Origin of the sequence: Vibrio harveyi, from assembly GCF_030060435.1 — a bacterium.
Lineage (GTDB): Bacteria > Pseudomonadota > Gammaproteobacteria > Enterobacterales > Vibrionaceae > Vibrio > Vibrio harveyi.
In genome coordinates this window covers 1,353,893-1,371,556 of record NZ_CP125876.1, presented here as the reverse complement: position 1 = coordinate 1,371,556, position 17,664 = coordinate 1,353,893, and the positions used below count along the sequence as shown (strand labels likewise).

The 17,664-nt window shown below is 43.8% G+C and carries 18 protein-coding genes; all 18 read right to left on the bottom strand.

Translation table 11 applies throughout. The annotated features are described in order from the left end of the window. Positions 1–4 precede the first annotated feature (4 nt). Positions 5–1,768: a bifunctional lysophospholipid acyltransferase family protein/GNAT family N-acetyltransferase gene (locus QMY49_RS22700; RefSeq protein ID WP_050907111.1), complete on the bottom strand. Its 1,764-nt coding sequence runs from the start codon at positions 1,766–1,768 to the stop codon at positions 5–7. 1 nt (position 1,769) lies between these two features. Beyond that, the gene (locus tag QMY49_RS22695) at positions 1,770–2,222 is read right to left on the bottom strand and encodes a hypothetical protein (RefSeq protein WP_283314503.1); all 453 of its coding nucleotides are present in this window, start codon (positions 2,220–2,222) and stop codon (positions 1,770–1,772) included. Positions 2,223–2,251: 29 nt separating this feature from the next. Next, on the bottom strand, positions 2,252–2,692 hold the full coding sequence (locus tag QMY49_RS22690; protein ID WP_005452306.1) for a YHS domain-containing (seleno)protein: 441 nt from the start codon (positions 2,690–2,692) through the stop codon (positions 2,252–2,254). 263 nt (positions 2,693–2,955) lie between these two features. Continuing rightward, on the bottom strand, positions 2,956–4,086 hold the full coding sequence (locus QMY49_RS22685) for an ATP-grasp domain-containing protein (RefSeq protein ID WP_050924362.1): 1,131 nt from the start codon (positions 4,084–4,086) through the stop codon (positions 2,956–2,958). Further along, positions 4,064–4,669: a DedA family protein gene (locus tag QMY49_RS22680; protein WP_050923349.1), complete on the bottom strand. Its 606-nt coding sequence runs from the start codon at positions 4,667–4,669 to the stop codon at positions 4,064–4,066. The genes QMY49_RS22685 and QMY49_RS22680 overlap by 23 nt, the downstream gene beginning before the upstream one ends. A gap of 539 nt (positions 4,670–5,208) precedes the next feature. Then, positions 5,209–6,603: a hypothetical protein gene (locus tag QMY49_RS22675; protein ID WP_202987171.1), complete on the bottom strand. Its 1,395-nt coding sequence runs from the start codon at positions 6,601–6,603 to the stop codon at positions 5,209–5,211. A gap of 118 nt (positions 6,604–6,721) precedes the next feature. Continuing rightward, positions 6,722–7,402 carry an OmpA family protein gene (locus tag QMY49_RS22670; RefSeq protein ID WP_005452313.1) on the bottom strand — a complete coding sequence of 227 codons (681 nt, stop codon included), beginning with the start codon at positions 7,400–7,402 and terminating at the stop codon, positions 6,722–6,724. 8 nt (positions 7,403–7,410) lie between these two features. Then, complete coding sequence (locus QMY49_RS22665; protein ID WP_020480879.1) at positions 7,411–8,958, bottom strand: TadE/TadG family type IV pilus assembly protein; 1,548 nt, start codon at positions 8,956–8,958, stop codon at positions 7,411–7,413. A gap of 4 nt (positions 8,959–8,962) precedes the next feature. Continuing rightward, positions 8,963–9,523 carry a tight adherence pilus pseudopilin TadF gene (gene tadF / locus QMY49_RS22660; RefSeq protein ID WP_009700149.1) on the bottom strand — a complete coding sequence of 187 codons (561 nt, stop codon included), beginning with the start codon at positions 9,521–9,523 and terminating at the stop codon, positions 8,963–8,965. Further along, positions 9,510–9,992 carry a TadE/TadG family type IV pilus assembly protein gene (locus QMY49_RS22655; protein ID WP_009697305.1) on the bottom strand — a complete coding sequence of 161 codons (483 nt, stop codon included), beginning with the start codon at positions 9,990–9,992 and terminating at the stop codon, positions 9,510–9,512. Before QMY49_RS22655 ends, tadF begins: the two co-directional genes overlap by 14 nt. A gap of 2 nt (positions 9,993–9,994) precedes the next feature. Further along, a complete protein-coding gene (locus QMY49_RS22650; RefSeq protein WP_283314498.1) occupies positions 9,995–10,717 on the bottom strand; it encodes a tetratricopeptide repeat protein in 723 nt (240 codons plus the stop codon). 11 nt (positions 10,718–10,728) lie between these two features. Then, positions 10,729–11,571: a type II secretion system F family protein gene (locus tag QMY49_RS22645; RefSeq protein ID WP_005452324.1), complete on the bottom strand. Its 843-nt coding sequence runs from the start codon at positions 11,569–11,571 to the stop codon at positions 10,729–10,731. Continuing rightward, a complete protein-coding gene (locus QMY49_RS22640) occupies positions 11,568–12,470 on the bottom strand; it encodes a type II secretion system F family protein (protein WP_005452326.1) in 903 nt (300 codons plus the stop codon). The genes QMY49_RS22645 and QMY49_RS22640 overlap by 4 nt, the downstream gene beginning before the upstream one ends. A 1-nt stretch (position 12,471) precedes the next feature. Beyond that, a complete protein-coding gene (locus tag QMY49_RS22635) occupies positions 12,472–13,743 on the bottom strand; it encodes a TadA family conjugal transfer-associated ATPase (RefSeq protein WP_005452328.1) in 1,272 nt (423 codons plus the stop codon). Then, positions 13,740–14,981 carry a CpaE/TadZ family protein gene (locus QMY49_RS22630; RefSeq protein ID WP_009697303.1) on the bottom strand — a complete coding sequence of 414 codons (1,242 nt, stop codon included), beginning with the start codon at positions 14,979–14,981 and terminating at the stop codon, positions 13,740–13,742. Before QMY49_RS22630 ends, QMY49_RS22635 begins: the two co-directional genes overlap by 4 nt. A 2-nt stretch (positions 14,982–14,983) precedes the next feature. Further along, the gene (locus QMY49_RS22625) at positions 14,984–15,460 is read right to left on the bottom strand and encodes a hypothetical protein (RefSeq protein WP_005452331.1); all 477 of its coding nucleotides are present in this window, start codon (positions 15,458–15,460) and stop codon (positions 14,984–14,986) included. Beyond that, the gene (locus QMY49_RS22620; protein WP_005452333.1) at positions 15,457–16,827 is read right to left on the bottom strand and encodes a type II and III secretion system protein family protein; all 1,371 of its coding nucleotides are present in this window, start codon (positions 16,825–16,827) and stop codon (positions 15,457–15,459) included. Before QMY49_RS22620 ends, QMY49_RS22625 begins: the two co-directional genes overlap by 4 nt. Next, positions 16,827–17,651 carry a Flp pilus assembly protein CpaB gene (gene cpaB, locus QMY49_RS22615; protein ID WP_009697301.1) on the bottom strand — a complete coding sequence of 275 codons (825 nt, stop codon included), beginning with the start codon at positions 17,649–17,651 and terminating at the stop codon, positions 16,827–16,829. The genes QMY49_RS22620 and cpaB overlap by 1 nt, the downstream gene beginning before the upstream one ends. Positions 17,652–17,664: the final 13 nt, after the last annotated feature.

Sequence of the window (17,664 nt, the reverse complement as noted above, 5' to 3'; positions counted from 1 at the left end):
ATAGCTATTCACTTAAATCCATTTTCTTATGGGCTAACTGATACTTCACGGCATTGTCGTAACCCATGTATTTACCAAGCTTTTTCTCCGGCACCGAAGTCAGATCCACGACAATCAAGCCATCTAGCGTAAAGTTAAACGCTGGGTCGACATTAAAGCAGACTAACTTGCCATTCATGCTCAGGTACTGTTTGAGAAGCACCGGAATTCCCATACCACGTTCAAGACGACTGAGCACTTTGGATAACAAAGGCAACTGAGAGAGTGAGCTCAACATATCCGGTCGCCAAAATTCTTGATCGTTTCTCTCTAAAGGCGTTGTTGGCGAAACCAATTTGGCTTTGTCATTATCGTAATAATGAACCGACATAACGGAGGCGATGAGCTGCCTTGCCACTGGGCTATAATCGTTGCTGATGCTTACGGGACCAAAGAGATGGGTGTACTTTGGGTTGCGCTGAACAAAAGACGCAATGCCCTTCCACAATAAAAGTAATGAATGCATGTTGCGTTGGTATTGCTTCGCAACCACCGAGCGCCCCAGCTCAATCGAGCAACCTAGAGTTTTGATAAACGCCTCATCATATTTGAACAAACTGGTTGAATAGAGGGCATGAATTCCGCCTTGTTCAATCAGCTCATCAACCAGACCTAAACGATAAGCACCCACAAGTTCTCGGTTGGTTTTATGCCAAACAAAGAGCTGATGGTAGTTGGGATCAAAGAGGTCGACATCACAGCTCAAGCCGCTGCCTTCTCCAACATCTCTAAAGCTTTCTTCTCGTACGCGCCCAATCTCACGCATCATTTGCGGCATTTTTGGTGTAGGCGCACAGTACACTTCAAAATCAGCCTGCTCTAATAATTTAAACTCAGACAGATCCAGAAGTTCATTTTCTAAAGTCTCTGTAAGAATAGGCGCAATTATTGGTTCTGCATGAAGAGTTTGTTGAGTGAGCTCCTTGCGACTGTCCATACTTCCCATTAAATAGGTGTTCAAACGGAAGTACTGGGTAATATCTTCATCATTTTCAAACCCTTGTATCTCGCGATAAGGGATTGGATTGCCGATTGAAACAGAAATGATCTCACCCGACTTATTGAGAAGTTCTCGTCCCAGCAGTGCCGTTCTAAGAAGCGGATGAATTCTCCCAGCTTGATAAAATAATTTGCTGTTCATACCACTAATAAACAAAGGCACTGTCGTCGCTTGAGCATGCTTAACAAATTTTGCTACTGAGTGGCTCCATGTTTTATCAGTGATTTTATTTTCACTGGCTTGCCAAGAAGAGACTTCTCCAGCAGGGAAGATAATCAACACCCCACCTTCTTTGAGATGTTGGTTCGCCGCTTTAATTGCTCGTCGATTGGTTTGCTTTGCCTTTTCACCACCAAACACATCAACACCAATAAACAATTCATCCAGCTCAGGAATTCGCTTTAACAGTTCGTTAGCAAGCACTTTGACATCCTTGCGCACTTGGGAAATCAAGGAAGCTAAAATGATCCCTTCAATTCCACCAAACGGATGGTTAGCAACAACCAAAACCGAGCCATCACTGGGAATATTCTCTAAGCTGCCATGTTGAACTCGATATTGAGTACCAATTCGAGCAAGCGCTTCATGCATAAATGAATGACTATCTTCAGGCAACGGTTCTTGCTTGTACAAGGAATCTAACTTGGAAAGCCCAGTAGCCCACTCGACAACAGACTCACCTATTCCAAATGGCGTTTTTCTTGATAACCGGAAAGGACTTTCAACCATATTAGGCTCCTTTCATTAGCAAGGTGTTTGTAAAAGAGCCCTGAGCTCTAATATCGCGAATGGTTAAGAAAATAGCGGATAGCCAAACAAGGCAAGCCATACCAAATAGCAATCCACCATCATTACCTATCACTTCGCCCGTAGCGCTAAATTCAGGCATGACAACACCTAGCGGCGTAAACAAGTGGAATAAAATGGCTCCTGTCATAATCCCAACGGCCATTGTTGAACCAACACCATGGAAACGAGTAAACAGTAAAATGGCTGCAATTAACTCAGCAATCCCAATTAAATACCCGCCATAAACACCAAACCAATGAATCCCTGACCATTCTCCTAACGTGCCAAAAATATGATCGGTATCATATGAACCAGTAAACTTAAAAAATAATGATTGAATAAAAACGAAAGCAATAAAAATCGAAGGTATATGTTTCTTTGGAATAAATGTCATGAGATGAACCTTATTATTTCTGAGTCTTATTACTGCTGAATCAATGTTGGCCAGTTTTTATCGGCTGCAGCAATATGTCCTGCGCGGTCATCATCCCACCACTGCTTCACTTCTGCGTCGTAATTTAGATACAGCTTGCCATCAACAATTGCCCATTGTTTAGGATCTGCAGGGGCAAAATCATTTTTAGCGGATACCGCCCATGCACAATAGCCACCATACTGTGGCGCATAAGCTTCTGGATTTTCTATAAATTTATTTAAATTATCTTGAGAAGAAAAATACCAGTCTGCCCCTTTGTATTCAGTTTTCCAGTTACTGTTTCCTTTCACAGGCTGACCTTCTGTAAAATAGGAGACCGTGTCATAACCGCTTAATGCCTTATTACTAAAAAATCCGGTATAAATTTCATCTTCCGCAAAAGAAGAGAAGCTGATTAATACCATCAGTAATGCGAATAATTTTCTCATCATTAAATTCCTTATTCGGAAATACGTTCTATCGAGGTATTGCCCTCACTAAGAAGGCATATTCACTGCGTGATTTATTTGGTACTAATAAAAAGACAGGACAAATGAGATAAAAATTACAAAGAATTAAAAATTAAATAAGAAAAGTACTGAATAACTGTTTTACGGCGTGAAGTTGAATAACAGATGTCCCCATTCATCACCCGTTGTTGGGGTATCCATACCCAAATAACCTCAAGATACTTGGGTATAGATCAATGCTTTTAGTCTGTCATCGGGTACAGCTGCGTCAGGACTTTCTCTTCTCGCCATGCTTGAATGAGAGCACCCAGTGTCGGCGTTTGATGCCCTCGCAGCTTCTGCTTTGATCCGATTTGATACAGTAATCGGTACTGCTTTAGCAATGTGGCGAAGATATGAGTTAGTGGTGTATCGCTATCCCAGATATGTGCCGCTTCACTGCTCGCACCATTAATCTCTAAGATATCAAAATGTTCACCATTCATTAGAGCATGAATATCTTTAAACTTGATATCCAATCGCCCGTAGTGGAATCCATTAAAATCCCCTAGCACTTGATCGAGCTTCTTTTCCAGCTCTTGCGTAATGAATCGGTTACCATCGCGAAAAATGGCACCACGTGAATGGCTTCCTGCAAAGGCTAGTTGAAATTCTTCACCTTTCGCGACGATCACTTCTAATTGCTCACTGTGCCTTGGTAAATAAAGGTGCTGTAATTTACCAGCCCTTGGACACTTCTCGATAAGCTGCTTAAGCGTAGACTGCCCATCACCAATCACTCGAGGGGAATATTTTAATGTCAGTGAGATGATTTTCCCTCGGGTTTCGCCTGGCTGCCTGACGTAAAATACCCCAGCTTCAGCGCTGTACTCTGATTTCTTCTGTAACAGGAAACGTCCATCAACGGGAAACGTTTTAATGTAGCTTCTTAGCTGTTCATCCGAACGCAATAACTTCACGCCAGCACCACGGCAACCAAGATCAGGTTTCGCCACCAATGGATACTCTAAACTCGATCGTTTTAGCTGCTGTGTTGCGTCTTCTAAAGCAGTTTCAAGCTGTTCATGCGTCTTAGTTAATGTGATAAAAGGCAATATCCACTGCTTAGTTTTGTCTCCTGAAGAAGCGAAAATGTCATGCTTGGACTCCCCCACCATACCGCTTAACTTGATTGAAGGGTTTGCAATCAAAGGTAATGCCCAATCTCGGTGGATAGCGCTGAGGACCGCGCTTTGAATCACCACGGGTGTATAAAAAAACCAAGCTGGTAAAAACTCAAACGGAGAGACTACTCGCTTTGGTTCTTGAAGAATGGGCATACCGGCATTAACCATTCCGTTTGGGATCATTTCAACGTGGGCGAGTTGCACCATATGTGTTCCTTAACAATGTTTTTGAAATCAGTTTGTTGAGCAGCAACATCACGACCAATCCAATCGGAATCAACAAAGTGTTTATTTGATGTTGTTGAAGCCATTGCATGCTGCCTAGTTGGAAGAAAGAGCCAAAAATCAACGCAGTCCATAAACTCGTCGCGCTTAACACGGCGATGAGAAACTTCATTTTGGGCACATCTAAAAATCCGCTAAGCGTAAATCCTACGGTTCTTAATCCGGGAATAAACCGAACAATGAATAACGTAATGAAAGCTTTATGATGAAGTGTGCGTCGCACGCGCCTAGCACGTTGATATCGAAGCAAGCGATAGCGGAAAAAACGTACCTTTTGTGCCAATTTCCCCAGCCAATAAAGCCCTATGTCTCCTGTGGCGATACCTGTAAAAATCGCCAATAACGCAAGAGGTGTTGGCATCACTTGCTCTACCGCTAAAGTAGCGGCAGTAACGATAGCCAAATCTTCAAGTAAGTATGACAACAATACGACTCCGAGAAATAGCATCGACAAAGGCACATTGCCTTGATACAGCCAAGCTTCTAACGTTGCCACTTCACTCATATTCTCTGTCCCATTGCTATTCACTCGTCATTCAAGGCCTCTACGAGATGATTTTTCGATCCATATTGATGAACAGAAATAACTAGAGGCTATGGTTAAAGACAGGATCATCAGTAACAAAATTTCACTGCAATACAGAGAAAGTCGATAACGCCCAACGTTGTTGCGTCAGTCGAATTCAGGAAGTTTCCAGTAATAGGAACAAAAAGAGCCGCGAAATGCGGCTCTTAAATGTGCTTGTTTATACCCAAGTAACCTCGAGATGCTAGGTTCAGCGAGACTGACTTGGTTTGTAGGCGCGGCGGCGATTTAAAGGTTTAGTGGGTCTAAATCAAGAATCGACAACAAAGTATACAAGCCAAGGCAGCTCGCCCTTTGGGAGCGTGTCATTGACCCGATTGCTGCGTCAAACAACTTGGAAAGAGCTAGCTATTACACCGCGTTGTTTTCCTTGCTCTCGAATCAATGACAACGCTCTGAATCCTGCATCTTGAAGTCACTTGGGTATACTAATAAGATTTAAAGGGGGGAACGATGTCTTAGTTCATGTTCACCATACAAATGAACTTATTTGTATCAAATGCTTGATCCAATTCTTCATGCTTCTCCGATGAATACACTTTGCCATCTTTCGTCCAGTAATCTCCCGGAGATAGATAGGTATAGAGGCGCAAGTATTCATAAGCGGCTTTGTTTGGCAAACGAGACGATAGACGCTCACAATATTTCTGTGCGTCAGCCTGACTTAAGAAGATGTCATGAGACTTTTTGTTACCTCTGAATCTTGGCAATAGATAAGTAAAGGCTTCATCTTTGTACAGTACCTTATTGGTGTAACGCTGAAGATCGGGCTCTTCTGCAGACTCCAGCTCAGCGACGACTTTAGGTGGTAACAAACTCTCAGAGAATCTTACTGTATCTTTAGGTTGAGCCTTTTCACTGTTCGCATCAGTCTTGTCTTCTACCGCTAAACGTGTAGGAACCGCCTTCGGAGCACTGGCTTTGCTCGCAAACGGGAAGAAGTAGTCGCCACCATTTTTAAGATTTAGCTTAAGCGACTGAGTTTTATGATTGTTCACGGCTCGCACACTATAGATACCCACATAGTTGCCCGTTACATCCACTCGCTCGCCAGAGCCGACTTCCTGGTCATTGATGTAAAAAACCGTTTGTGGTGAGTTTGAACGGAACACAAAGCGCACGTTATCGAGATCAAGTGCTTGTCTCAGTTCAACCTCTGTATTCGCACTGTAATTGTGCTTGTAACTTGCGTCCGCAGTGAAAGAAAGGTCGCCGTTTAATTTTTGGTTTGCATCCACGACTTTAAAGCTCGTGAGTTTGATTCGAGATAAACCACCTTTGCTTAATACAAAAGCGTTCTTGATAGAAGGGAGATTTCGGTTTACGCACGTTGATAAACTTTCCGCAACGTTACACTGCAATTGACCAGAATAAGTATCGTTTATCACACGTTTTGATTCATTCAAATGACGCGCTTTTATCTTTTCGTACAGAGCAAGGAGTGCGTCATTCTTCACCCGCTCAATTTGACTTGCCTCTTGTTGGTCTTGTGACAATTGCTGCTTAGTTTCGACCAACAACTTCCCTGCGGTTTCAATTTCCTTTTTCATTGAATTCACTTTGGCAGACATATTGCGCAAAGTCAGAATTAAGGATTCGTCATATACACCATCAACCAACTTGTCTTTCAAGCGATTAGAGTCAGATTTGATCATCTCGACATTGGTCGCCAATTTGATCTTGGTGGACTCTATTTCAGCATTCAATTTATTGTAGTGCGAGATGTTTTCATCAATTCTCAGCGCACTGTACTGCTGGTCGTAAGCAGTATTAATGCTGTTTAATGTATCTTGCTCGTTAAAGTTAATGAGCTCTGAGGCAGCGGTCATACCACTCCACGCTACCCCCACCATAATGGCTATTATTGTTTTAGATTTACCCACTGCCACTCCAAATTGACCCACCACGACACCATTGTTGTTAATGCTTCACCTTGCGTTTTAGGCAAGGTGAACGCTCTACGATTAAAACCTATTCCGTTGGCTTTACTTCGTCTGGTTTTATTTGATCTGGTTTTGCCTGATCATTCTTAGAAGCCCATATTTCTGAGCGTCTGTTTTGTGCTCGCCCCTCAGCGGTTGAATTCGACGCAATCGGCTGAGTTTCACCAAATGAACGAACGACAATACGGCTTTTATCCACGCCTTGCGCAATCAAACCGTTAGACGTTGTCAACGCACGTTGCAAGCCTAACGATTGGTTATAGCCTTCAGAGCCCTTGCTGTCGGTATGACCATCTACCGCAATAGCACTATCGCTATTTTTAAGCGAACCTGCGAGTTGATTCAGAGCTTTGCTGCCCATTGGTGTTAAGTTGGATTTATCAAAACCAAAATGCAGACGCGCAACCAAGCCATCACCTTGATGATTGTTATTTTGATTGCTAATCCATGTCGTACAGCCTGTTTGATCCAACCCTAACTTTGATTTACCTGCCAATGCCTGTTTGAGCTCACCATTGTTAGACTTCTGCTCTATTTGTAAAAAGCCCTGTCGATGTTGAGCAATTCCGACAACGTCATCCACTTTGATACTATGTTGGTACTCGCTGAAGGTATTGTCGCAATAAACGCTAATCCCCTCTTCTGCCTTAACTATCAGGCTAAACGGCAACGTCGAGATAGCGAATGCACCAATGACTAACTTTTTCATATTTTCCTCTAGTACAACTTAGTTATTCCGCTTGTTTTTGAGCCTTTGCGGATGAGTTCTTCTATCTTTTCAATCAATTCATCTAAGTTAGATACATCAATGATGTCTTCACTTGGATTAACAACACAGTCTTGAAAACCACTTTGTTGAGATGCACGGAAATCGATACCAATAACACCGATGTATAAGCCCGGAATCTCTGCTCTGGCTTTGTCACACATACCGTTGTCTACTAGCCCCTTCAGAATGCCGTTGTTAGGGCTTTCCTGCCCGTCACTCAAAATCAGCAACATCTTGATTTTCTTGTTGTAAGCTTGCTGCTCTTCTTCATCGGTACTGTTTGGGTCTCCATCATGAAGAACCTGAGACCCTCTTAATATGCCTTGAAACGCTGCGGTACCACCGTCTGCCCACATCGACTTAATCGAGTCCAAATCTGAAAGTTTGTTCGATAATTGAATGTTATAAAACTGCGATGAATTTGAAGAACCATGAGCATTAAACAGTCGGGTGCCGCTCACACCATAGAAATTAGGCTTTAATCCTGATTTATCAGTAAACATGGTCGATACCGAAGTCGGTAAATCAACATAGTTGTAGACATCAGCTACGGCGTAGCGATCTGCTTCGAGAACATCACGAATACGTTTGGCATAATTCTGATTCTCTGACCGAGGACTTTGGCAGTACGACTGCCGATAAGCACAATTGTACACTTCGCTTGCCGAATACGTGCGCCAGTAGTCCCAATCGATATCGTTGTAACTATAAGGTGACAAATAAGCCTTGTACCCGTTCTTGTAACTTAGTTGGCTTGTCGCATTGGCTCTATTGCCTGCCACAATTTCTCTGGTGCGAACGTTAAACGGCACAAAACCAACTCGGTTAAGCAGTTTGTCCCCGGTGGTGTCTTCTCCAGGCTCATCACAAACGTCTTTCCACTCTCCGTCGACGAAGTCTTGACGGATTTTTTTACAAAGAATCTTGTTTGATATCTGATCGATCGCGGTTTTCAAATCGTCAATTTTTTTGCTCCGACTTGAGCCCCACTTATCATTCATCGAGCCAGAAAAGTCCGAGACGAAAACGATATCAATGTTGTTATCCCCAAGATAAGCAGGGTACTTTCTTGCCAGCGATCGTCCAGCTAATTCCTGCTGCTTATCAAACGATGGGATAAAGCTGCTTGCAAACCAAGAGTCATGCGTTGTTCTGGCGTTCACTGTGTATTGGATATACTCAAGAGCACCAGTATCCTTGTCTTCCGCTTGATAAAAACGTTGAGCAGAAAGGTTGGTTGACTTGATGTCTCTCACATAGTTTTCGACATACTTCGTTGCCAGCGCACGGGCTGCACCCGGTTGGTCTTCAATCGTTACGGCCATTGCCGCAGCTTCCGCAGAATCCCTTAATCGGCTCGACTCCTGTACATAACGGGTGCCCTCAACAGCCCAAAAAGTGACGCCCATAATAGGCACGAGCAACAAGCCCATCCATACAGCAGCGACGCCCTTTTGTTGTTGGAGACTTCGATGCTGATATTGCTGCATTCTCATTTCACTATCTCCCTGGCATTATTGAAGAAGAGCCAACTTTCACGGTTGTGCCGGTACCGCCATTAAAGAACGGCTTGAACCAAGAGCTTTGCTCCTCACAAAGGCTGACGCGGTACAATGGATACACCACGCCCTTTTCCACCGGAGCCAAATCTGCGTGTGCGAGTATTGAATCCGTTTTGCAATTTAGTCTGTTGTATTTACTGCTGGTAAATACCGCCACATTCACTTTATTGGTCAATGACTCGATTTTGATAGCCACATCGTTTGGGGGCGTGCCGAGCATTCGACTCGCGACTTTGGATAAGTCTTCTAAATCGGCATTGGTTACCGCTAGATTTTTTCCACCTAACACGTCGCCCTCAAAGTAACGCGAACGCTCTTTGATTACGTTCACCAACGCAAAGCTAGAACGATCAAGCTTGGCTCGCAAAAGCAACTGATAGCTCAAATCCGCGGCAAAAAGGTAAACACCCCATAACGCAGTAAGAATAAACACAAGCTCAACCATAAATGAGCCTTTTTGGCGTTTTGGAGAACATACACCTTGTTTACGGAGCGTCATCTTTCCACCCCTCATGCTCTAAGTTCAGTACCATTGTGCTTGAGATATCTCGATCTGCTGCACCGGCAAGTTTTATGATCGGAGAGTAACGATAAGTGACCGTTATCTCCGCTAAGTTGTAGTTGAAGTTCAAGCCCTCATCCGAATATCCTCTATTCGCAATGAAGTCATCATAGGTTTTGTAGTAACGACCTTTGATAGAAAATCGCGAGCTATCGATTAAGAAATGCCACAAGTTACCATCAGCTTCGATCAGAGATTTAAACTTGTCCTCGTACTGCTGATTTATGCCTTTGCCCTCGTAAATCTTGGTGTTTCGTATAGTTTCTCGAAGAGAATATTCCGTCATGTTCACAACATAGATTTGGTAACTCGACTCAAAGATGGCAAAAGTGGCAAAGAACAAAACGAGCGCGCCCATTACGAACTCGATCGCCGTTACCCCTTTTTGTTTAGAAAGCAATTTCATCATTAACTCCTATATTGAGTTAATTCGACGGCGATACTGTGGAGCTCTTGATCCGAAAAATCACCTTTGAGTAGTTTCTTCGCCGCATCCATCTGCTGCGCTTTCATAAGGGCAATCGCTAGGTTCGCCTTCACTACTTTATTTTCCGGGTTATCTTTTAGTACTGGCATCAGTGTTTCGATGGCTTGCTCGTATTCACCATTTGCCATATGAATCATCGCGATGTTGTTCTTGATCGCGACATCATCATAACCACGCAAACGTGCATTGTTCAGCTCTTGGTAGGCATCTTCGTATTTACCTAACTTGGCGTACGACACACCCAGTAATACATGGATTTGTCCCGATTCATTACCCGTTTTAATGGAAGATAAATACGCTTCTACCGCGCTATCAGTGTCATTTTTTGCATCAAACACTTGCCCTTCTAACTGGTACAAGTCAGGGCTCTCTACCCCCTCTTTTTGCAAATGCTGAACATAAAAGTTTGCCGACTCGATATCCCCTTTATGGAAATACGCCCATGCCAGCTTTTCTTTCACTTCTGGATCTTGCGAACCCTGCTCTAACTGAGATTTGTAGTAAGAGATTAAGCCATCGTAGTTTTTCACTTTTTCCATGCTCGCGACGTCATCTTGTAGCTGACTCTGTTGCGAAGGTGTCGATTGACAACCTGCCAACACGCCCAGCGCTAACAAAGCGAGAGAAATGCGTTTTCCAATCACTGGTTACTCTCCTAAATATTTAATGTCATTTGCATGATTCCCGGTGCGAGAATCAGAATAACGATCGGGAACATGATGAAGAGGATCAGCGGGACACTCATCTTAGCGGAGAGTTTGCCTACCTTTTCCTCAACGGTCAGGATTTGCACTTTTCGCATGTCTTCAGCGAGATCGCTCAACACCTGAGCCACTGATGTACCGTATTGCAAGTTTTGAATGATAGTCAGCACGAAGCTTCGTATTGGCGGCGTTGGAATACGATCACTGAGGTCATTTAGCGCTTTTTCTAGCCCGTGGATTTTTGCCGAATCTGAGGTGCGTTTAATTTGATAACAAAGGTCAGAGTCAAACTCAGCCAACTCTTTGCCCAGATAAACCAATGCCGCCTCAATCGTCATACCGGTTTGCACGCAAACTGACATCATGTCCAGCAAGTACGGTAACTGAGATGATGTCTTAAAGATCAACATTTTGCGTCGCATTTGAAGCAAAGTATCCGGCAAGACAATCACAGCAATAAGCGTAAAAATAATGATGATTAGCTGATTATTTGCTGTCATATCCGACAACAACACCAATCCTGTAACAACCACGAGCACCGCTAATTTGGCAGGGAAGTAGAACTTCGCCCACTCTGTGTTGTAATAGCCGGCCTCGATGAGTTTTTGTTCCAGCTCATGTCGATGCTCTTTACCGAAACGAACAAAAAAGCGGTTAACACGGGAAGGCGCACGTACAGCATCACCGCCAATATAAAGGGCGACTTTTTTGCGTCGTTGTTCTGTACGAAGCGAATCGAAAATCAAGAAAAGCAACGAAACAAACAGTACTATAAGGGCAATCAATAGCATCATGCGCGTACTCCTCTGACTAACAACCAAACAATGAACAAGCCAAATAACTCACTGCCAAGTACATAAAACAACACGATACGACCAGAAGGGTCATACAAGACGAAATTGACGTTGTCAGGGTTTACATAGTTAAGAATGATCATGAAAATCAACGGAATTGCCGCAACAATCTTGGCAGAAATTCGCGCTTCAGACGTCATGGCCATCTTCTTTTTCTCTAGGGTTCTTGCGTCCACCAAAACTCGAATAAGTCTTGCTAGTACGCCTTTCAGCTGACCACCTCGCGCAATATTTGCTCTAAGGGTTACAGTGAAAAACAGAAACTCTGGGTAAGGGTAGTTTTTACACGAACGTTGAAGTACCACTTCCGGTGACTCACCCAACTTAAGTCGGTCCCCCATCAGTTTAAACTCGCGCCCAATCGAGTTATCCATCACCTCGCCAACATAACTGATGGCTTGCATTAAGCTGTCACCCGCGGTTACCGCACTCATCAGAATGTTTAGCGCATCAGGGAAAGTGTTTTCAAAATCACGTCGCCTTCTTGTCACTAGGTAGCGGTAACCCATAATGGTAAACACCAAAGACAAGCCTACGATCAACCCGGTATTCGTCATCAACAACAGCTTAACCACGACGTACCAAGAGGCGATGAGACTCGCCGTGATATACAAAGCGATATACAGCGATGAACGTGGTCCAAGTACTTTTAGTGTTGGAGAAATAGACTCTTTGAACTTTTGCCAACTTTGTTTTCGTACCAGTGATTTTACGTTGATAGCATTGAAGTTTTCCGCTTCAGCTTCTTCAATGTTGAAAAACTGATCGACCTTTTTGACCTTTGAGTCTCTGACCAAAAGCAGTACGAACGCAAAGAGGATAAGTGAGAGCCAAAGCATGTTATATCCCCTTAAACGATGCCATCAGCTCGTCATACAGCCCGAAGAATTGGGCTTTCTTTACAAGCTCAGATCGTTGCATGATGCCGCTGGTTACGAAGTCACCTTTAACGGTTTCTCCAAAATGTGCATCGTCATAACGGAAACGGTAGATCTCTTCCATCACCACACTATCGCCTTCCAAACCGACGATTTCAGAGATACTGGTGATCTTACGAGACCCATCGCGCAGTCGGTTAACTTGGACAATCATTTGCACAGCGCTGACGATGGTTCTTCGAATTGCATCAAGCGGCTGGTTTAAGTTCGCCATCATGACCATCGATTCTACACGCGCAATCGCATCTCTCGGTGTGTTGGCGTGCAGTGTAGACATAGAACCATCGTGTCCCGTGTTCATGGCCTGCAACATTTCAAACGCTTCAGAGCCACGACACTCACCAAGAATGATTCGGTCTGGACGCATACGAAGTGCGTTAATCACCAAATCACGCTGCGTCACCGCCCCAGTCTGCTCAACGCTCGAAGTTCGCGTTTCCAATCGAACCAAGTTAGGTTGTTGCAAGCGTAATTCCGCCGCATCCTCTATGGTGACAATACGCTCATCTTCAGCGATGTATTGAGACAATGCGTTAAGCAGCGTCGTCTTACCTGAGCCCGTACCGCCAGAAATCAGCACATTCATTCGACAACGAGACGCAATCATCAGCACTCTCGCCATGTCAGGAGACATAGAACCAAAACCAATCAAATCTTCAAAGCCGATGTTCTGCTCTCTGAATTTACGTATTGAAATCGAGGTCCCATCCAACGCAATGGGTGGGATAACGATATTCACACGGCTGCCATCTTCAAGTCTGGCATCAACCGTTGGAGACAGTTCATCAACACGTCGTCCAACACGCGAAGCAATGCGTTTAGCAATTGCTAACAACTGCTCTTCGTTGACAAAAGACACCTCTGACTTTTGGACTTTACCGTGTCTTTCAAAAAAGATGTTGTTAGGTCCATTTACCATGATGTCGGAGATAGACTGATCTTCAACCAAAGGCTGCAATGGACCTAAGCCAAACAGTTCATCAATTAAGCTTTTCACCAAGCCTGACTTCATCATCGAAGTGATCGGACGTTGGTAGCTGTTTGCAAGAAGATCAACAGCGGCTTGGATTTGAGCCTCTAAGTCTCGGCGGCTCATTTTCTGAACCGCTTCAGCATCTAGTGCTTCAAATATTTGCCCGCGAAACGCGAGGTATAAGTCTTTATTCGAACTCATTTAGCACGCACCCTCTTCAACCAAGATCCCATGCCTTTTTGATCAACAGGTTGACCATTAATCAGCTTGACCAGTAGTTCCATAGAACGGTTAATATGACGATCGTGCTTATGACCTCGTTTGCCATCAATAATGATGTGCGACAACGACTTGCAGTACCCCACTTCGAGATCAACATCCGCACCTAAGTATTTGGTAAGGTCAGGACGTTGTAATACATACGCGTTTTCCGGACGGTGATAATTCACCAATGTAATCACACGAGTTCGGGACGATAATGTGAGCTGTAAATTGGAAATTTTCTCAAACAGTCGTTTGGCACTTCTTACAGAAGATACCGACGCATCCAAAACCAGCACAACTACATCAAAGTTTTCTACCAAGAGTTGAGGTTCAACTTTGAAGTCCACACCGCCCGAGAAGTCTTCAATAATGAAGTTCGTGTTTCGAGCTAAAAGATCACAGAGCGTCTGGTTATAGTTGAGAATATCGCTTTGACTCATGTCGCCATCGATAGCCAACAGACGCAGATTTTTTCGTGCGTTAAACAGGTAGCTAAGTGCTCCCTCTTCATCCATTTCATGCAAGGGAGCAGTAAACTCATCGATACCGCGCGGTTTAAAATCTTTCAATCCCAATAAAACATCGATGTTGGTATCTGCGTATTGGTGATCAACCAAAATGGTATCGGAACCTTGAGTGGATAGTAACGAACTCAATTCAGTAGTAATGAATGATGCACCAACACCACCTTTTGAACCCACCACTGCTACACGCTTCGCCTTACGCTTCTGGCTAACACCAGAAAACGTCTTCAAGTTCTTACTAACATGGTTTAAGAAGTCTGCGAACTCTTGTTTGTTCACCGGCCAAAAGACGTAGTAAAAGCCCATGTCTTTGAGGGAACGAAGCGTCGAAATTGCATCTTCTTTACCAATGACCACGACACCTTTGTGTGTTGGCAGTTTGCTAGCGAAAGACTTAGCATCTTCAACGACGTTGTTCGATTCGTTCAGTTCAAGGATAACAATATGACTGCTATGTTGTTCCGTCAGCTTGGTTAAGCCTGCGTTAGCTCTTACACATTCTGGGTCATTCCAACCTTCGAATCGAAACACTTCTTGAACAAGGTTTAAACACTCTTGTGATTGATAAAACAACGTACATCCAGCAACACCTGTCGTCGAAGACTGTGCCGGTTTTGCTTTCGTTGTTAATGCTTTAGTTAAATCAAACATTATTATTCTCCTACTAATCTAGACTTGTAGGACACTTGTTTAAGACGCATCGATTCAACAAAACAGTCTGGTTCACCTAACTGAACTTGAATCTGTGCAGGCGAGCATTGCTGGGTTTGCAAACGCGTTAACGTCACTTGGATATTCAGATCACTTGGTAAAGCTGGCGTATAACGATATTCCACTCTTTGCGGGGCAATAATGTGTGACGGATACTGCTCAAATGTCTTCTTTAACATCGTTTTACTGCGCGCGGATTTGTAATCGATCACGTAAGTGGCTTCTTTATCCATCGATTCGATTTTTTGAATCAGTTGCTTAATCTGCTTTTCTGTTTCTGCACGATTCTTTACTGCAAACTCAAAGCTATGATGCTCTTTATACACCACGGCTTCAGCGCCATTTCCGCCAAAATATCGCTCTGTTGCGCAACCAAAGAGTGACAATGTCAATAAAGCAATAAGTATTAGCTTCTTCATTGAATAAACCCTCCTTCAGATAGCAGACGAATCGTCGCATCCGATGACGTGTTAGAATTACCGTCAGAATCAATATTCAACCAACGCGCTAACGTTGAGGTTTTCTTGATGTGTGGCAGCTGAATATCTTTCGGTTTGATTGGTTCCACGAGGTTTACTGTTGCCACGATGATCAACTCAGTTCGCTTTCTTTCTGTCGTTGCTTTACGAAATGCAGCACCAAGTACAGGAATGTCTCCAATGAAAGGAATCTTTTGCATTTTCTCTAAATCAGCACTGCTCATTAACCCGCCAAGGATGAAGCTGTCTCCGTCTGCCAGTTCAACGGTTGTCATTGCACGTCGTGACGACAACTGTGGCACTTTAATGCCTGCAGCTTCGACGTAGCTTTCTACTTCGCTCACTTCTGGCGCTAGCTGCATTCGGATTTTGTCTTGACTAAGTACTTTCGCTGTAAGGTCGAGCTTAATACCAAACTCTTTAAACGAAATATTCACGTTGTTGTTGTTCGACACAATAACGGGCACTTCGCCACCGACAAGGAAGCTCGCCGATTCACCGGAAAGTACCGTCAGGTTTGGCTCCGCCAAGACTTCTGCAACCTGATCGTCACCCAATGCAGTGATCAAGGTACTTAGGTTTGCCGCATCAAATTGGTCAAATACGAACTCACCCGCTTTAGAACCAATAGAACTCCAGTCGACCCCAACTGTTTTACTAAAAGATTCATTAACTTGAGCGACTGAGATTTTGACGTTTACCTGTTGTGTCGTTGCAACCTTAATGCGTTCAATGATTCCTTTCCAAGTCATATTGCGAGCGAAAACCATGCTCTCTGGCTCTTCATAATCTGAATAGTCAGATTTGAACTCCAGCTTTTCGACTTTCTCCCACTTCTCGGTTTTTTCTCGTCCGAGTAAGGTTGCCACCATGCGATAAATGTCATCACGAGTTTCTTCAGAATCAACAACACCACTCACTGCGACTTGCTCGCCCACCGATTGAACCTTGACTTTGGCATCAGGAAAATGGAACTTGAGTTGACGTCTAACCTCGCTTAGATCCAAATCAACGATGATGCGGTCAGAAAGCAACACATCATCGTCTGTTCCATAGACAATCAAGCGAGACTGACCAATGCCATTGGCAAAAACCACTAGCGTATTGTCATTAATGATTTTGTAGTCGGCGATATCAGGGTTACTGATAAACACCTTTCCAATCGGCATCTTTAATTGAATGTGCTGACCGTCATTAAGTGTGATAGATCGGTCAGCAGCAAAAGTGTTTGTTATAGAAAGCAAGCCAATCAAAAGAGAGGTAAAGGAGACGCACAGTACTTGCTTAATTCGATGGTGTATCATCATTACAAAGCCTCTCTAGGATCATTAACGTTACCGCGTAACTCTTCAATTCCGGTATAATTGTCGATAACATTGCGTACTTCCGCGTATTCCGGCTGCGTATAGGTTTGGCTTCGATAAATTTCGATATGCATAGTTCGTTGAGCCAACGCTAGCTTTGCCAACTCATCTGGCTTCACTTCGATAACCACCGTCGTCATACCGTCTTCTTTATTTGGTGTTCGAGCGGTAATGTTGCTGTTTTCACCCTCGCCATCACCAATATTGAGTACTTTGACATGTTTTAGGAACATGGACGCTTTTACACCTCGAAAGCGCTTCGGCTTATCCATATTTTCAGCAAGATTAGCGTTTGGAGAGCTCACGGTAAGAATGTCGATATATGAGCCAGGACGAATGTAATCTTTGATTAAGTTCTGATCACTCACTTTCAGTGGATACAAGGTCATGCCTTCCGTTACCAGTAGATCGATATACCCTGGTTGACCGGGAGAAACTTGGTACTCTGGTAACACAACATCGCCTGGATTTAGGCTTCGGTTTAATAAAACGGATGGTGAAAAACTGATTTGTGCGTCTTCTCTGACGCCAAGCGTTAGTGCTTCACTAAGTGGGAGCTGTTGTTTGATAACTCCTTGTGCACTAATCGCATGTCCTTTTTCATAAGCTTCGGTGGTCATCCATACAGCAACATGCTGTTCATCTTTGTTATCGACCACTTCAGCGACAGCTTCGGGTTGAGGTTGACTCTTGAACAAGTCGACAACGCCAAGCGCGCCTACGATCAAGGCAACAATAGCAACAAGTAAAACCAGTCGAGATCTCATAATGTGCCCATTC